The organism is Pantoea anthophila (assembly GCF_026104315.1).
GTDB lineage: Bacteria > Pseudomonadota > Gammaproteobacteria > Enterobacterales > Enterobacteriaceae > Pantoea > Pantoea anthophila.
This window is the reverse complement of sequence record NZ_CP110473.1, coordinates 762,266-775,305: the sequence shown is the minus strand read 5'-3', so window position 1 is coordinate 775,305 and position 13,040 is coordinate 762,266. Positions and strand designations below refer to the sequence as shown.

General features: G+C 58.3%; 11 protein-coding genes and 1 other RNA gene. 4 read left to right on the top strand and 8 right to left on the bottom strand.

Annotated features, from left to right (window positions below):
- Positions 1 to 4 precede the first annotated feature (4 nt).
- Positions 5 to 1,444 (top strand): 6-phospho-beta-glucosidase, encoded by a 1,440-nt coding sequence (locus OJ965_RS06240; protein WP_265138329.1) that lies wholly within the window; start codon positions 5 to 7, stop codon positions 1,442 to 1,444.
- Between the two features lie 30 nt (positions 1,445 to 1,474).
- Here OJ965_RS06240 and OJ965_RS06235 read toward each other — a convergent pair whose 3' ends face one another.
- The 8 genes from OJ965_RS06235 to OJ965_RS06200 all read right to left on the bottom strand — a co-directional run bounded on the left by OJ965_RS06235 (position 1,475) and on the right by OJ965_RS06200 (position 11,521).
- On the bottom strand, positions 1,475 to 2,218 hold the full coding sequence (locus tag OJ965_RS06235) for an SDR family oxidoreductase (protein ID WP_058958030.1): 744 nt from the start codon (positions 2,216 to 2,218) through the stop codon (positions 1,475 to 1,477).
- A 63-nt stretch (positions 2,219 to 2,281) separates the two neighbouring features.
- The gene (gcvP, locus tag OJ965_RS06230; protein WP_265138328.1) at positions 2,282 to 5,155 is read right to left on the bottom strand and encodes an aminomethyl-transferring glycine dehydrogenase; all 2,874 of its coding nucleotides are present in this window, start codon (positions 5,153 to 5,155) and stop codon (positions 2,282 to 2,284) included.
- 79 nt (positions 5,156 to 5,234) lie between these two features.
- A complete protein-coding gene (gene gcvH, locus OJ965_RS06225) occupies positions 5,235 to 5,621 on the bottom strand; it encodes a glycine cleavage system protein GcvH (RefSeq protein WP_009087090.1) in 387 nt (128 codons plus the stop codon).
- Between the two features lie 23 nt (positions 5,622 to 5,644).
- Positions 5,645 to 6,742, bottom strand: coding sequence for a glycine cleavage system aminomethyltransferase GcvT (gene gcvT / locus OJ965_RS06220; RefSeq protein ID WP_046102499.1), 1,098 nt, complete (start codon positions 6,740 to 6,742; stop codon positions 5,645 to 5,647).
- A 432-nt stretch (positions 6,743 to 7,174) separates the two neighbouring features.
- A complete protein-coding gene (gene ubiI / locus OJ965_RS06215; protein ID WP_154929382.1) occupies positions 7,175 to 8,377 on the bottom strand; it encodes an FAD-dependent 2-octaprenylphenol hydroxylase in 1,203 nt (400 codons plus the stop codon).
- 13 nt (positions 8,378 to 8,390) lie between these two features.
- Complete coding sequence (ubiH, locus tag OJ965_RS06210; protein WP_265138327.1) at positions 8,391 to 9,569, bottom strand: 2-octaprenyl-6-methoxyphenyl hydroxylase; 1,179 nt, start codon at positions 9,567 to 9,569, stop codon at positions 8,391 to 8,393.
- Positions 9,566 to 10,888, bottom strand: a complete 1,323-nt coding sequence (pepP, locus tag OJ965_RS06205) for a Xaa-Pro aminopeptidase (protein ID WP_084690459.1) — start codon at positions 10,886 to 10,888, stop codon at positions 9,566 to 9,568. Before pepP ends, ubiH begins: the two co-directional genes overlap by 4 nt.
- A 54-nt stretch (positions 10,889 to 10,942) precedes the next feature.
- Entirely contained in the window at positions 10,943 to 11,521 is a 579-nt protein-coding gene (locus tag OJ965_RS06200; protein WP_009087101.1) for a YecA/YgfB family protein, read from the bottom strand.
- A gap of 170 nt (positions 11,522 to 11,691) precedes the next feature.
- On the opposite strand from OJ965_RS06200, the gene zapA reads away from it, so the two are divergent.
- The 3 genes from zapA to OJ965_RS06185 all read left to right on the top strand — a co-directional run bounded on the left by zapA (position 11,692) and on the right by OJ965_RS06185 (position 12,930).
- Positions 11,692 to 12,021 carry a cell division protein ZapA gene (zapA, locus tag OJ965_RS06195; RefSeq protein WP_009087102.1) on the top strand — a complete coding sequence of 110 codons (330 nt, stop codon included), beginning with the start codon at positions 11,692 to 11,694 and terminating at the stop codon, positions 12,019 to 12,021.
- Between the two features lie 39 nt (positions 12,022 to 12,060).
- A non-coding RNA gene (ssrS, locus tag OJ965_RS06190) (6S RNA) lies at positions 12,061 to 12,244 on the top strand.
- Between the two features lie 77 nt (positions 12,245 to 12,321).
- Positions 12,322 to 12,930, top strand: coding sequence for a 5-formyltetrahydrofolate cyclo-ligase (locus tag OJ965_RS06185; RefSeq protein WP_140029507.1), 609 nt, complete (start codon positions 12,322 to 12,324; stop codon positions 12,928 to 12,930).
- Positions 12,931 to 13,040: the final 110 nt, after the last annotated feature.

Below are 13,040 nucleotides of genomic sequence, written 5' to 3'. Positions count from 1 at the left end.
AAACATGAGTGCAGAATTGCAGTTACCCAAAAACTTTCTCTGGGGTGGCGCGGTGGCAGCGCATCAGGTTGAAGGCGGCTGGGATCAGGGCGGCAAAGGAGTCAGCATTGCAGACGTCCTGACCGGCGGTTCACATGGTGTTGATCGGGTCATCACCGATGGCGTGCAGCCCGGCCATTTCTATCCGAACCATCAGGGCGTGGAGTTCTACTCTCACTATAAAGAGGATGTCGCGCTGTTTGCCGAGATGGGCTTCAGATGTTTCCGCACCTCCATCGCCTGGACCCGCATCTTCCCGAACGGGGATGAGCAGCAGCCCAACGAAGCGGGCCTGCAATTTTATGACGATCTGTTTGATGAACTGCTGAAGTATGGCATTGAACCCGTCATCACCCTCTCTCACTTCGAAATGCCTTATCACCTGGTTAAAGAGTATGGCGGCTGGCATAACCGCAAAGTGGTCGACTTCTTTGTGCGCTTCAGTGAAGTGGTGCTGAAGCGCTATAAAAACAAAGTGAAATACTGGATGACCTTTAACGAGATCAACAACCAGCGCAACTGGCGCTATCCGCTGTTCGGATACTGCTGCTCAGGGGTGATCTTCACTGAACATGAGAAGCCTGAAGAGGCGATGTATCAGGTGATGCACCATCAGTTTGTTGCCAGCGCAAAAGTGGTGAAACTCGGACACGACATCAATCCGGACTTTCAGATTGGCTGCATGATCGCCATGGTGCCGGTCTACCCGTTCTCCTGCCATCCGGATGATGTAGCCCTGGCGCAGGAAGCGATGCATCAGCGCTATGTGTTCAGTGATGTGCAGATGCGCGGATACTATCCGGCCTATACCCTGAAAGAGTGGGCGCGCAAAGGGTATGACATTCAGATGGACGCTGACGATGCCGAAACGCTGCGTCAGGGCTGCGCAGACTACGTTGGCTTCAGCTACTACATGAGCAACGCCGTGAAGACCGATGCCAGCGGCGTTGACGATCCGATTACCGGCTTTGAAGGCGTAGTGAAAAACCCGCATGTGAAAGCCTCCGACTGGGGCTGGCAGATCGACCCGGTTGGCCTGCGCTATGCCCTGAACGACCTTTATGAACGTTATCAGAAGCCGCTGTTTATTGTGGAAAATGGCTTTGGCGCGATCGATAAGCCGGGTGCCGACGGGATGATTGACGATGATTACCGCATCGACTATCTGCGCGCACACATTGAAGAGATGAAGAAAGCCGTCAGCTATGATGGCGTGGAGTTAATGGGCTACACCCCGTGGGGCTGCCTGGACTGCGTCTCGTTCACCACCGGACAGTACGACAAGCGTTACGGCTTTATTCATGTGAATAAAAACGATGATGGCAGCGGTGACTTTTCCCGTGCGAAGAAGAAGAGCTTCGGCTGGTATCAGCAGGTTATCGCCAGCAATGGTGATAACCTCTGACGCGCCCCGCCGCCGCGGAGGCGAAACGCCTCAGCGCCCACCGGCAGCGTCAATGATGCTGCCGGTCACGTATGAGGCCGCTTCACTGGCCAGCCAGACGATCGCTTCCGCAATTTCCTCCGCTTCTCCGCCTCGTCCCATCGGAATCGCACTGGCAAGCCGGTCTACTCTGCCTGGCTCGCCGCCGTCAGCATGCATCTCTGTATAGATGAATCCTGGCCGGACACCGTTTACCCGGATGCCCTGCTGCGCCACTTCCAGCGACAATCCTCTGGTCAGGGTATCCATCGCCCCTTTTGAGGCGGCGTAATCGACATATTCGCCCGGTGCACCGGTGCGGGACGCCGCCGATGAAACGTTCACGATCGCCCCGCCCTGGCCGCCATGATGGGTACCCATCCGCTTAACCGCCTCCCGACAGCAGAGAAAGGTGCCGATAACATTGGTGGCAAACACCTTTTGCAGACGCGCCGCATCCAGCTGTTCGGTGCGGCACTGCTGAAACAGAATACCGGCGTTGTTCACCAGCAGCGCCAGCGGTTCCGCCTGCTGATCGAGCTGCGCAAACATCGCCTTCACCGCCTCTTCATCCGCAATATCAGCCTGAATCGCAAAGGCTTCCCCGCCCTGCTGCCGGATTTGGCTGACCACCTCCTGCGCTTCTGCCTCGCGCTGGCGATAGTTCACCGCGACCCGATAACCGCGAGCGGCCAGCAGCCGCGACGTTGCCCGTCCGATGCCGCGGCTGCCTCCCGTAACCAGTGCCAGTTTCATACTGTTTCTCCATAAAAAAGGGCCGGAAACCGGCCCCTGGGGATGAGATTCTGCTGCCGCGATTTACTGATAGTCGCTGATCGGTACGCAGGAGCAGAACAGATTGCGATCGCCAAAGACATCGTCAAGACGCTTCACCGTCGGCCAGTACTTGTTGTGGCTGCCCGCCGGGAAGACCGCCAGTTCACGGCTGTAAGGGTGAGACCACTCACCGACAATTTCCAGCTGGGTGTGCGGTGCATTCACCAGCGGGTTGTCGTCCAGCGGCCATTCACCGGCCGCCACCCGGTCAACCTCGATGCGGATCGCCAGCATCGCATCAATAAAGCGATCCAGTTCGATTTTGCTCTCCGACTCGGTTGGCTCCACCATCAGGGTGCCCGCGACCGGGAAGGACATGGTCGGCGCGTGGAAGCCGTAATCGATCAGGCGCTTGGCAATATCCAGCTCGCTGATGCCGGTCTGCTCTTTCAGCGGACGAATGTCGAGAATACATTCGTGCGCCACGCGGCCGTCGCGGCCGGTATAGAGCACCGGATAGGCGGACTGCAGGCGGCTGGCGATGTAGTTAGCATTGAGGATAGCGACCGAGCTGGCCTGTTTCAGCCCCTCGGCTCCCATCATACGAATGTACATCCAGCTGATAGGCAGGATGGAGGCGCTGCCAAACGGTGCAGCGGAGACCGCGCCCTGCTGCGTCAGCACACCGTCGATCTGCACCACGCTGTGACCCGGCACAAACGGAGCCAGATGCGCCTTGACGCCAATCGGTCCCATACCCGGACCGCCACCGCCGTGCGGGATGCAGAAGGTTTTGTGCAGATTGAGATGCGACACATCCGCGCCGATATATCCCGGCGTGGTGATGCCGACCTGCGCATTCATGTTTGCGCCATCCAGGTAGACCTGACCGCCATACTGATGAACAATCTGGCACACTTCGCGGATGGTCTCTTCATAGACGCCATGGGTAGAGGGATAAGTCACCATGATGCAGGAGAGTTTATCACCTGCCTGAGCGGCTTTTTCGCGCAGGTCACCCAGATCGATGTTGCCCTGTTTATCACAGGCCACCACCACCACATCCATACCCGCCATCTGAGCAGAGGCCGGGTTAGTGCCGTGGGCTGAGCTGGGGATCAGGCAGAGATGGCGATCCCCCTCGCCGCGACTTTCATGATAGCGGCGGATCGCCAGCAGTCCGGCGTACTCCCCCTGCGCCCCGGAGTTAGGCTGCATACAGAGCGCATCATAGCCGGTGAGTTGCACCAGCCACTGTGAAAGCTGACTGATCATCTGCAGATAACCAGCGGCCTGTTCAGCCGGGCAGAAAGGATGCAGCTCAGCAAACTCCGGCCAGGTGATCGGGATCATCTCCGCCGCGGCATTGAGCTTCATCGTGCAGGAGCCGAGCGGGATCATCGCCTGGTTCAGCGCCAGATCTTTTTTCTCCAGGCTGTGCATATAGCGCATCATCTCAGTTTCGCTGTGATGACGGTTGAAGACCGGATGAGTCAGAATGTCGCTCTGGCGCAGCAGGCCGGCGGGAATAGCGTGGCCTTCGCTGGCGACTTCGCTGTCGAGTTTTTCCAGGTCCGGACGCTGATCGTCACCCAGCAGAATAGCGAACAGCGTCAGAATATCTTCGCGGCAGGTGGTTTCATCCAGCGTGATGCCGACCGCGTTGTGAATATCGCTGCGCAGGTTAACGCCAAAGCTCAGGGCGCGGTTCAGCACGGCGGCTTTATCCGCCACCTCGACCGTCAGCGTATCGAACCAGTGCTGATGGCGCAGCGTCAGACCGCCCTGCTGCAGGCCGGCTGCCAGAATCGTGGTGAAGCGGTGAATGCGTGAGGCGATACGTTTAAGTCCGGCCGGGCCGTGGAACACCGCATAGAGACCGGCAATGTTGGCCAGCAGCACCTGTGAAGTACAGATGTTGGAGTTGGCCTTTTCGCGGCGGATATGCTGCTCGCGGGTCTGCATCGCCATGCGCAGCGCCGTATTGCCTGCGGCATCGCGCGAGACACCAATGATGCGGCCCGGCATAGAGCGTTTATGCTCGTCACGGCTGGCGAAGAACGCCGCGTGAGGCCCGCCGTAACCCATGGGCACGCCGAAGCGCTGAGCCGAACCAAACACGATGTCCGCGCCCTGCTTACCAGGCGCTTCCAGCAGGACTAACGACATAAAGTCGGCGGCCACGCTGACGACCACTTTGCGCGCTTTAAGTGCGGCAATCAGAGCGCGGTAGTCGTGCGCTTCACCGGTGGTGCCCACCTGTTGCAGCAGCACGCCAAACAGATCGTCATGCTCAGGCGCTTTCTCTGCACGGTCGATAATCAGTTCAAAGCCGAACGTTTCTGCACGGGTTCGCACCACATCCAGCGTCTGCGGATGGATATCATCGGCAATGAAAAATTTATTCGCGTTTTTGAGCTTGCTGACGCGTTTTGCCATCGCCATCGCTTCGGCGGCGGCGGTCGCTTCATCCAGCAGTGAGGCGGAGGCGATATCCATGCCGGTGAGATCCAGCGTCAGCTGCTGGAAGTTCAGCAGTGCTTCCAGACGGCCCTGCGACACCTCAGGCTGATAAGGGGTGTAAGCGGTGTACCAGCCGGGATTCTCCAGCATGTTACGCAGGATCACCGGCGGGGTGATCACCGCACTGTATCCCATGCCGATCCAGGATTTGTAACGCAGATTCTGGCTGGCGATGGCTTTCAGTTCCGCCAGCGCCTGCTGTTCAGTGGCGGCTTCGCCTACCGCAGGCGGGCCTGGCAGTTGAATGTCGGCAGGCACAATGGTGCCGATTAACGCGTCCAGCGAACGGGCACCAATCGCGTCAAGCATCTGCGCCTGCTGCTCAGGTGAAGGACCGATATGGCGCTCAATAAAGGCACCGTTGTGTTCAAGCTGGCTGAGAGTCTGAGTCATTAGCAGTAAATCCTGAATCGGGCTGGGGAACCGGAGATCAAACAGAAGTCAGCGGCCTCTGCAGGAGGCCGCCTGACGATTACTCGTCGATGGAGGCTTTATAGGCATCCGCATCCAGCAGCGAGTCAAGTTCGGACGCGTCGCTGGCTTTCATTTTGAATAACCAGCCGCCGGCATAAGGCTCGCTGTTAACCTGCTCCGGTGAGTCGGTCAGCGCGTCGTTGACCGCCACAATTTCACCGCTGAGGGGCGCATAAATATCTGAAGCCGCTTTAACGGATTCCGCTACCGCACACTCTTCACCGGCTGCGAACGTCGCGCCCACTTCCGGCAGATCGACAAACACCATGTCGCCCAGTAGCTCCTGCGCATGTTCGGTAATGCCCACGGTGTAGCTGCCATCCTCTTCTTTGCGCACCCATTCGTGGCTGTCGCGGTATTTCAACGTATTCGGCACATTGCTCATTGGCCATTTCTCCTGAATAAAATTTACTGAGCGACCGGCTTACCGGCGCGGACAAAAATGGGACGGGTGACCTGTACCGGCATCTGGCGGTTACGGATCTCAACGATGGCGGCGCTGCCGACGGAAGCGGGGACGCGCGCCAGGGCGATGCTGTAACCCAGGGTCGGTGAGAAAGAACCGCTGGTAATGATCCCTTCCTGCTGCTGTCCCTGCTCATCCGTGAAACGCACCGGCTGCCCGTGACGCAGCACCCCTTTTTCCGTCATGATCAGTCCCACCAGCTTTTCCGTTCCGCGTTCACGCTGTAGCTCCAGGGCTTCCCGGCCGATGAAATCGCGGTCTGCAGGCTCCCAGCAGACGGTCCAGCCCATGTTGGCGGCCAGCGGTGAGACACCTTCATCCATCTCCTGACCATAGAGGTTCATCCCCGCTTCCAGACGCAGGGTGTCGCGCGCGCCCAGTCCGGCCGGTTTCACCCCTGCAGCCAGCAGACGCTGCCAGAACCCCGCCGCCTCGCCTGCGGGCAGTGCAATCTCATATCCCGCTTCGCCGGTGTAACCCGTTGTAGCGATAAACAGATCGCCCGCCTGTACGCCGAAAAAGGGCTTCATGCCTGCGACGGCCTGACGCTGCTCTTCGCTGAACAGCGTCTGCGCTTTCTGCTGTGCCTGCGGACCCTGCACGGCAATCAGGGCCAGATCATCGCGTTCGGTCAGCGTAATGCCGTAGTGCTGCGCGTGCTGCGCTATCCAGGCGAGATCTTTCTCACGGGTCGCGGAGTTCACGACCAGCCGGAAGAACGTCTCGCTCATAAAGTAAACAATTAAATCGTCAATGACGCCACCCGAGGCATTGAGCATCCCGGTGTAGAGCGCCTTGCCGGGCTGGGTCAGTTTTGCGACATCGTTCGCCAGCAGGTAGCGCAGAAACTCGCGGGTACGCGGACCGGTCAGATCGACAATGGTCATGTGGGAGACATCAAACATGCCGGCGTCACTGCGCACGACATGATGTTCATCCATCTGGGAGCCGTAGTGCAAAGGCATCATCCAGCCATGAAAGTCCACCATGCGGGCACCGCAGGCCTGATGCTGTTCAAACAGAGGTGTTTGCTGAGTCATAACCATCCTGTGCAGAAGCGAATGAGTACAAAAGCGCGCCGTCATACTGTGCCGACGCAAACGTTCTCCTGAGGCTGACGTTACCACCGAATCTGGTGATTAACCATAAGCAAATCGGGGTCGAAAGCAGAGGCACAGACTAACCAGGAATCGGAGGCGACAGGATAATAAACTGCATTTTTGTGATTAATCGCGCAATAAATGCAGGCTATTTAAATATACGCAGCAAATTTATGCGGCACGGCGTCCAGGTTGTTAAAAAGATCCCGCCTTCAGCGCGCTTCCGGATAAAAAAAAGTAATGCGAAATCTCACGCAAAATTAGAATAAATCAAACGAGGAACCCTGCTGGTGCAGCGTTGCCTTTTTGTGGTGCAGAGGGGGGTTGAGAGATAAAAAAGCCAGCAGAAGCTGGCTTAGCAGAGGGGCAGGTTCAGCGAAGCCAGGCGGGCAAATCGGTCAGGCCCATCGCCTGTTTCAGCATCATCGGTTTGACGCCCGGTAAACGGTCCGCCAGCTTCAGACCGACATCACGCAGCAGTTTTTTCGCCGGGTTGTTGCCTGCAAACATTTCGCGGAAGCCCTGCATGCCCGCCAGCATCATGGCGGCGCTGTGTTTACGGCTGCGCTCATAGCGGCGCAGATAGAGGTGCTGACCGATATCTTTGCCCTGCTGATGGAGACGCCGGATCTCACCGATCAGCTCTGCGGCGTCCATGAAGCCCAGGTTAACCCCCTGTCCTGCCAGCGGATGGATGGTGTGAGCCGCATCCCCGACCAGCGCCAGACGGTGCGCCGCGAAGTTGCGGGCGTAGCGCGCCACCAGCGGAAACGTTTTGCGCTCGCTTTCCAGCTGGCAGAGGCCGAGGCGCATATCAAACGCCACGGAGAGCTGCTGGTTGAACAGCGCGTCCGGCATGGTTTCCAGGCGGCTGGCTTCCTGAGGCGACAGCGACCAGACGATAGAGCTGAGGTGTGGGTCCTGCATCGGCAGGAACGCCAGTATGCCGTCGCCGTGGAACACCTGACGCGCCACCGCGTCGTGAGGTTGTTCGGTGCGAACGTTAGCCACTAACGCGTGGTGGTCGTAATCCCAGAAGGTCAGTGGAATATCCGCTTTGTTGCGCAGCCAGGAGTTTGCGCCATCAGCAGCAATCATTAAGCGCGCGCTTAGCATGCTGCCATCCTGCAGCGTGATAAAGGCTTCGTTGTCACCAAATGCCACCTGCTGCAACTGCGAAGGCGCCATCAGCGTGACGTCACTGCAGGTGCTGGCGCGCTGCCAGAGCGCGCTCTGGATCACCGGATTTTCGATAATGTGGCCAAGATGCGACAGGCCCTGCTGCTCATCATCAAACGCGATGGCTCCAAAACTGTCCTTCTCCCACACTTCCATACCGTGATAGGGGCTGGCGCGCAGGGAAAGGATTGTCGACCAGACATCCAGCTTCTGCAGCAGACGTTCACTGGCGGCATTAATTGCCGAAACACGGACGGAGGGTGACGCACTCAGCGCCAGGAGCGGCTCCGGCGATTTTTCCAGTACGGCGATGCGCAGTCCACTGCCCTGCAAGCCGCAGGCGACAGCAAGCCCCACCATTCCGCCACCGGCAATCACCACATCAAAAGTTTGCATCTGAGCCTCTTTGTTAACGCTTAACCCAGCCAAGCGTGCGCTCAGCCAGTTGATTTCGTAGCCACGGCAGATGGTCCATCGCCAGCAGGCCCAGGTTACGTCCTGCCACCAGCGGGGCGTAACGATTGGCAAAGACGCGAACCAGCCCGTCTGTGATGCCAATGGTGGCGGCACGGTCCGACTGCCGGCGTTGCTGATAGTGATTCAGGACCGCATAGCTGCCGGGGTCCTGCTGTTGCCGATGGGCAGTGGCCAGCGTTTCCGCCAGCGACATCACGTCACGCAGGCCCAGGTTAAAGCCCTGCCCGGCAATCGGATGCAGCGTCTGTGCCGCATTGCCTACCACCGCCACGCGATGCGTTACCGTCTGCACCGCCTGGTGCAGCGCCAGCGGGTAGCATTCGCGCTGACCGGTGTGGGTGAATTTCCCAAGCCGCCAGCCAAAGGCGCGCTGTAACTCGCTGAGGAATTCAGCATCACTCCACTGCACTATTTTTTCGCGCTGCGACGCCGGATGGCACCAGACCAGCGACAGACGGTTCCCGGACATCGGCAACAGCGCCAGCGGGCCATGCTCGGTGAAACGTTCAAACGCCCGGCCCTGATGAGGCAGTGCGGTGGAGACGTTGGCGATAACCGCCAGCTGCTGATACGCCTCAGTCTGCCACTGGATGCCACAGGATGCCGCCAGTGCAGAGCGTGTGCCATCCGCCGCCACCAGCACTTTTCCGCTGAGTTGCTCGCCGTTGTCCAGCGTCACCTCAACCTGCTCATCACTGCGGATTGCCTGGGTCACACGAGCCGGACAGCGCAACGTCACGCCCGGCGCTTTTTTCAGTTCAGCAAACAGCCGCTGACCGACGTCAAACAGCTCGACAACCTGCCCCAGCGCCGGAATCTCATAGTCAGCCGCCGCCATCGAGACAAAGCCTGCGTGGCCGCGGTCGGAGACATGGATATCAGTAATCGGCGTGGCACAACTGGCGATGCGCTGCCAGAGGTTAATCGCCGCCAGCTGCTGGCAGGTGCCGGCTGAGAGCGCAATCGCCCGGCCATCAAAACCGGGGTGCGCCCGGCTGGCAGGCTCGCTGCGCTCGATCAGCGTCACCGGCAGTTTGCCCTTAGTGAGATGGGAGATCGCCAGCGCCAGCGTCGCCCCGGTCATGCCGCCACCGGCAATCAGAATCGTCATGCCTGTTTAGCCGCCGCCATCAGCGCCTCAATCTCATCGGCCTCTTTCACGACGCTGTCGGTGAGATTTTCAATGCCCTCTTCGGTGATCACGATGTCATCTTCGATACGGATACCGATGCCGCGATACGCCACAGGAACATCCGCATCCGGCGCGATGTAGAGGCCCGGTTCAACCGTTAACACCATGCCCGGTTCCAGTATCCGGTCGCGGCTCGGCGTGCCGTAGTGGCCAACATCGTGAACATCCAGCCCCAGCCAGTGGCCCAGACCATGCATGTAGAACTGACGATGCGCCTCTTCGGCAATCAGCGTATCGACGTCACCGTCGAGAATGCCCAGCTCAACCAGGCCGGTGATCATAATGCGTACGACTTCATCGTTGACTTCGCGAATGCTGATGCCAGGCCGGAACATCTCCAGCGCCCGGTTCAGTGAAGCCAGAACGATGTCATAAATCGCGCGCTGCGCCGGGCTGAATTTGCCGTTAACCGGGAAGGTACGGGTGATATCCCCGGCATAGCCGTGGAACTCGCAGCCGGCATCGATCAGCACCAGATCGCCGTCGCGCATTTCACTTTCATTTTCGGTGTAGTGCAGAATGCAGCCGTTTTCTCCGGCACCGACAATGGTGTTGTAGGCCGGGAAGCGCGCGCCATGACGGGCAAATTCGTGATGAATCTCTCCCTCCAGCTGATACTCAAACATACCTGGCTGGCAGGCCAGCATGGCACGGGTATGGGCCAGGGCACTGATCTTCCCGGCGCGGCGCATCAGCTCGATTTCATCCGCATCCTTGAACAGGCGCATCTCATGCACCCAGGGACGCCAGTCGGTCAGGGTGGCAGGCGCGCTGAGGTTCTGACGGAACCCACGACGCAGTTTTTCCAGAGCGCTGAACACCAGGGCATCGGCATGGCTGTAGTCACCCTGTGCGTGGTAGATCACATCCAGGCCGTTGAGCAGCAGGTGCAGCTGTTCGCCAATGTCGTCCCAGGGCAAGGCGCGATCCACGCCCAGTTTCGCAGGAGCCGCCTCCTGACCCAGCCGACGGCCAGACCAGATCTCTGCCGTGAGGTCACGCACGCGGTTAAACAGCACGCTGTGGTTGTGATTCTCATCGCTTTTGATCAGGACCAGCAGCGCCTGTGGCTCGTTAAAACCGGTGAAATAGCTGAAATCGCTGCTCTGACGAAACGGATACTCGGTGTCATTACTGCGCGTCACTTCAGGCGCAGCAAAAATTAACGCGGCGCTGCCTGGCGCCATCTTCGCTAACAGCGCCTGACGGCGCTGCAGGAATCGTTCCAGTGAAATCATCTCTGCACTCCCTGTAAACTGACCGGTTAAACTCGTTGACCTGAAACGCCTGACTTAATGCAGCGTCGGCTTTTGCACTTCTGGCGCAGTGGGCTGTGGGCGGGTAAAGGTGTCATGACACAGCAGGGCTGCCACGCGCACATACTCAATCACCTCTTCCAGCGACTGCTCCAGCTCCTCCTGGTCTTCATCCTCTTCATAACCGAGCTGAGCGATGGTGCGCAGGTCATCAATGGCTTCGCCGGTTTCCCCGGTGACCTTATCCAGTTTAGGCTGTGTTACGCCCAGGCCGAGCAGAAAATGGTTCACCCAGCCCGCCAGCGCATCGGCACGGTCAAAGACGGTGATGTCATCATCAGCGGGCAGCAGCAGCTGAAACAGAAAGCCTTCATCTTCCAGCGTGGTCGCCGTGTGCGCGTGCAGTTCTGTCAGTGGCACTGCGAGAGAGTGAGAAAACGCCATGCCTTCGTTAGCCAGATCGTGGACCAGCGTCTTCCAGCTGGTGTCCTGGTTACCGCCGCAGAGGATCCCACTCAGCAGGCCGTGCATTTCTGCGGGCGTCATTCCAACACCCTGCTGTGAGAGCACCGCCGCAAGCGCGTTGTAATCGGGGGTTGCGTTCTGTAAGGACATAAGTTTTCATCGTCGTTGGCAGAATAAGTTCGTGTTATGCTACCACTAGCTGCCTCAAGGTTTCCAGAAAAGGGGTTGTATCTTATTTCGTGGGTCTATATAGTTGCCCGCCTCCCAAGCCATTGACTGCTAAGGGAGTTGCGAGCGAAGTAATCAGTCAGGAAGGTGGCATGTCTGCACAACCGGTAGATTTACAAATTTTTGGTCGTTCGTTAAGAGTGAATTGTCCGCCAGAGCAGCAAGATGCGCTCAATAGTGCGGCTGACGATCTCAATCAGCGGTTGCAAGATTTAAAAGTTCGCACTAGAGTCACAAATACAGAGCAACTGGTGTTCATCGCCGCGTTAAACGTCTGCCATGAACTGGCGCAAGAGAAAGTGAAAACGCGCGATTATGCTGCTAATATGGAACAGCGTATCCGTATGCTGCAGCAGACGATTGAGCAGGCGTTAGTTGAGCAGGGTCGCATAACCGACCGCCAGGATGCGAAGTTCGAATAAAACTTCATGGTTGCTGTGCTACAGTAACGGTGAGGTAAATTTTCTCTGAGATGTTTGCAAGTGGGCCAGTCCCCTGAGCCGATATTTCGAAAAAACAGAATGTGACGCTCTGTAACCTGTGTGCATGCTCGGTCCGTCCGAGAAGCCTGATGGTTACGACGGCATGTTCACCTTGAACCAAGGGTTCAAGGGTTACAGCCTACGGCGGCATCTCGGAGATCTCCCTTTCAGCACTCCTGCTTTTTTCCCCCGACCGACATGTTATAGTCGCTGAACAGCGACTTATCCGGCGGGGAAATCATGTCTGAACCTTCCATCTCTGCACCTTCCATGTCACAGCGTCAGGAAATTCGCCAGCAGGTGCGTCATCTGCGCCGGGCGCTGACGGACGAGCAGCAGGCCCAGGCGGCCGAACAGCTTGCGGAGCTGGCCCTGAACTACGCCCCGCTTACTGCCGCACAAAACATTGCCCTGTTTCTGTCGGTGGATGGGGAGCTCAACACCCGTCCGCTGATTGCCCGGTTGTGGCATCTGAAAAAAACGGTCTGTCTGCCGGTTTTGCACCCCTTCTCTCCCGGTAATTTACTGTTTCTGCGCTATTCGCCCGACACCCCTTTGCAGACCAATAAGCTGCGTATTCCCGAACCGCCGCTGGATATCCGGCAGTTGATCACCCTGGATCAGCTGGATCTGATGATGGTGCCGCTGGTGGCGTTTGATCACGCCGGTCAGCGTCTGGGGATGGGCGGAGGCTTCTACGATCGCACGCTGCAGAACTGGCGGCAGCACGGCTTTTTGCCCGTGGGTCTGGCCCACGATTGTCAGCAGGTTGACAGCCTGCCGGTGGCAGAATGGGATGTGCCTTTGCCGGCCGTAATGACGCCGTCAAAGCTGTGGCAGTGGGAGTAGAGGGAGTAGAGAAAGTAGTGTTACGGAATTTTCAGATGGCTTAATCCCCTGTCCGGGCGCATCTGTCCGCAATGAAACCTGAAGAGACGCAACTCAGCGCCTCTCCAGGC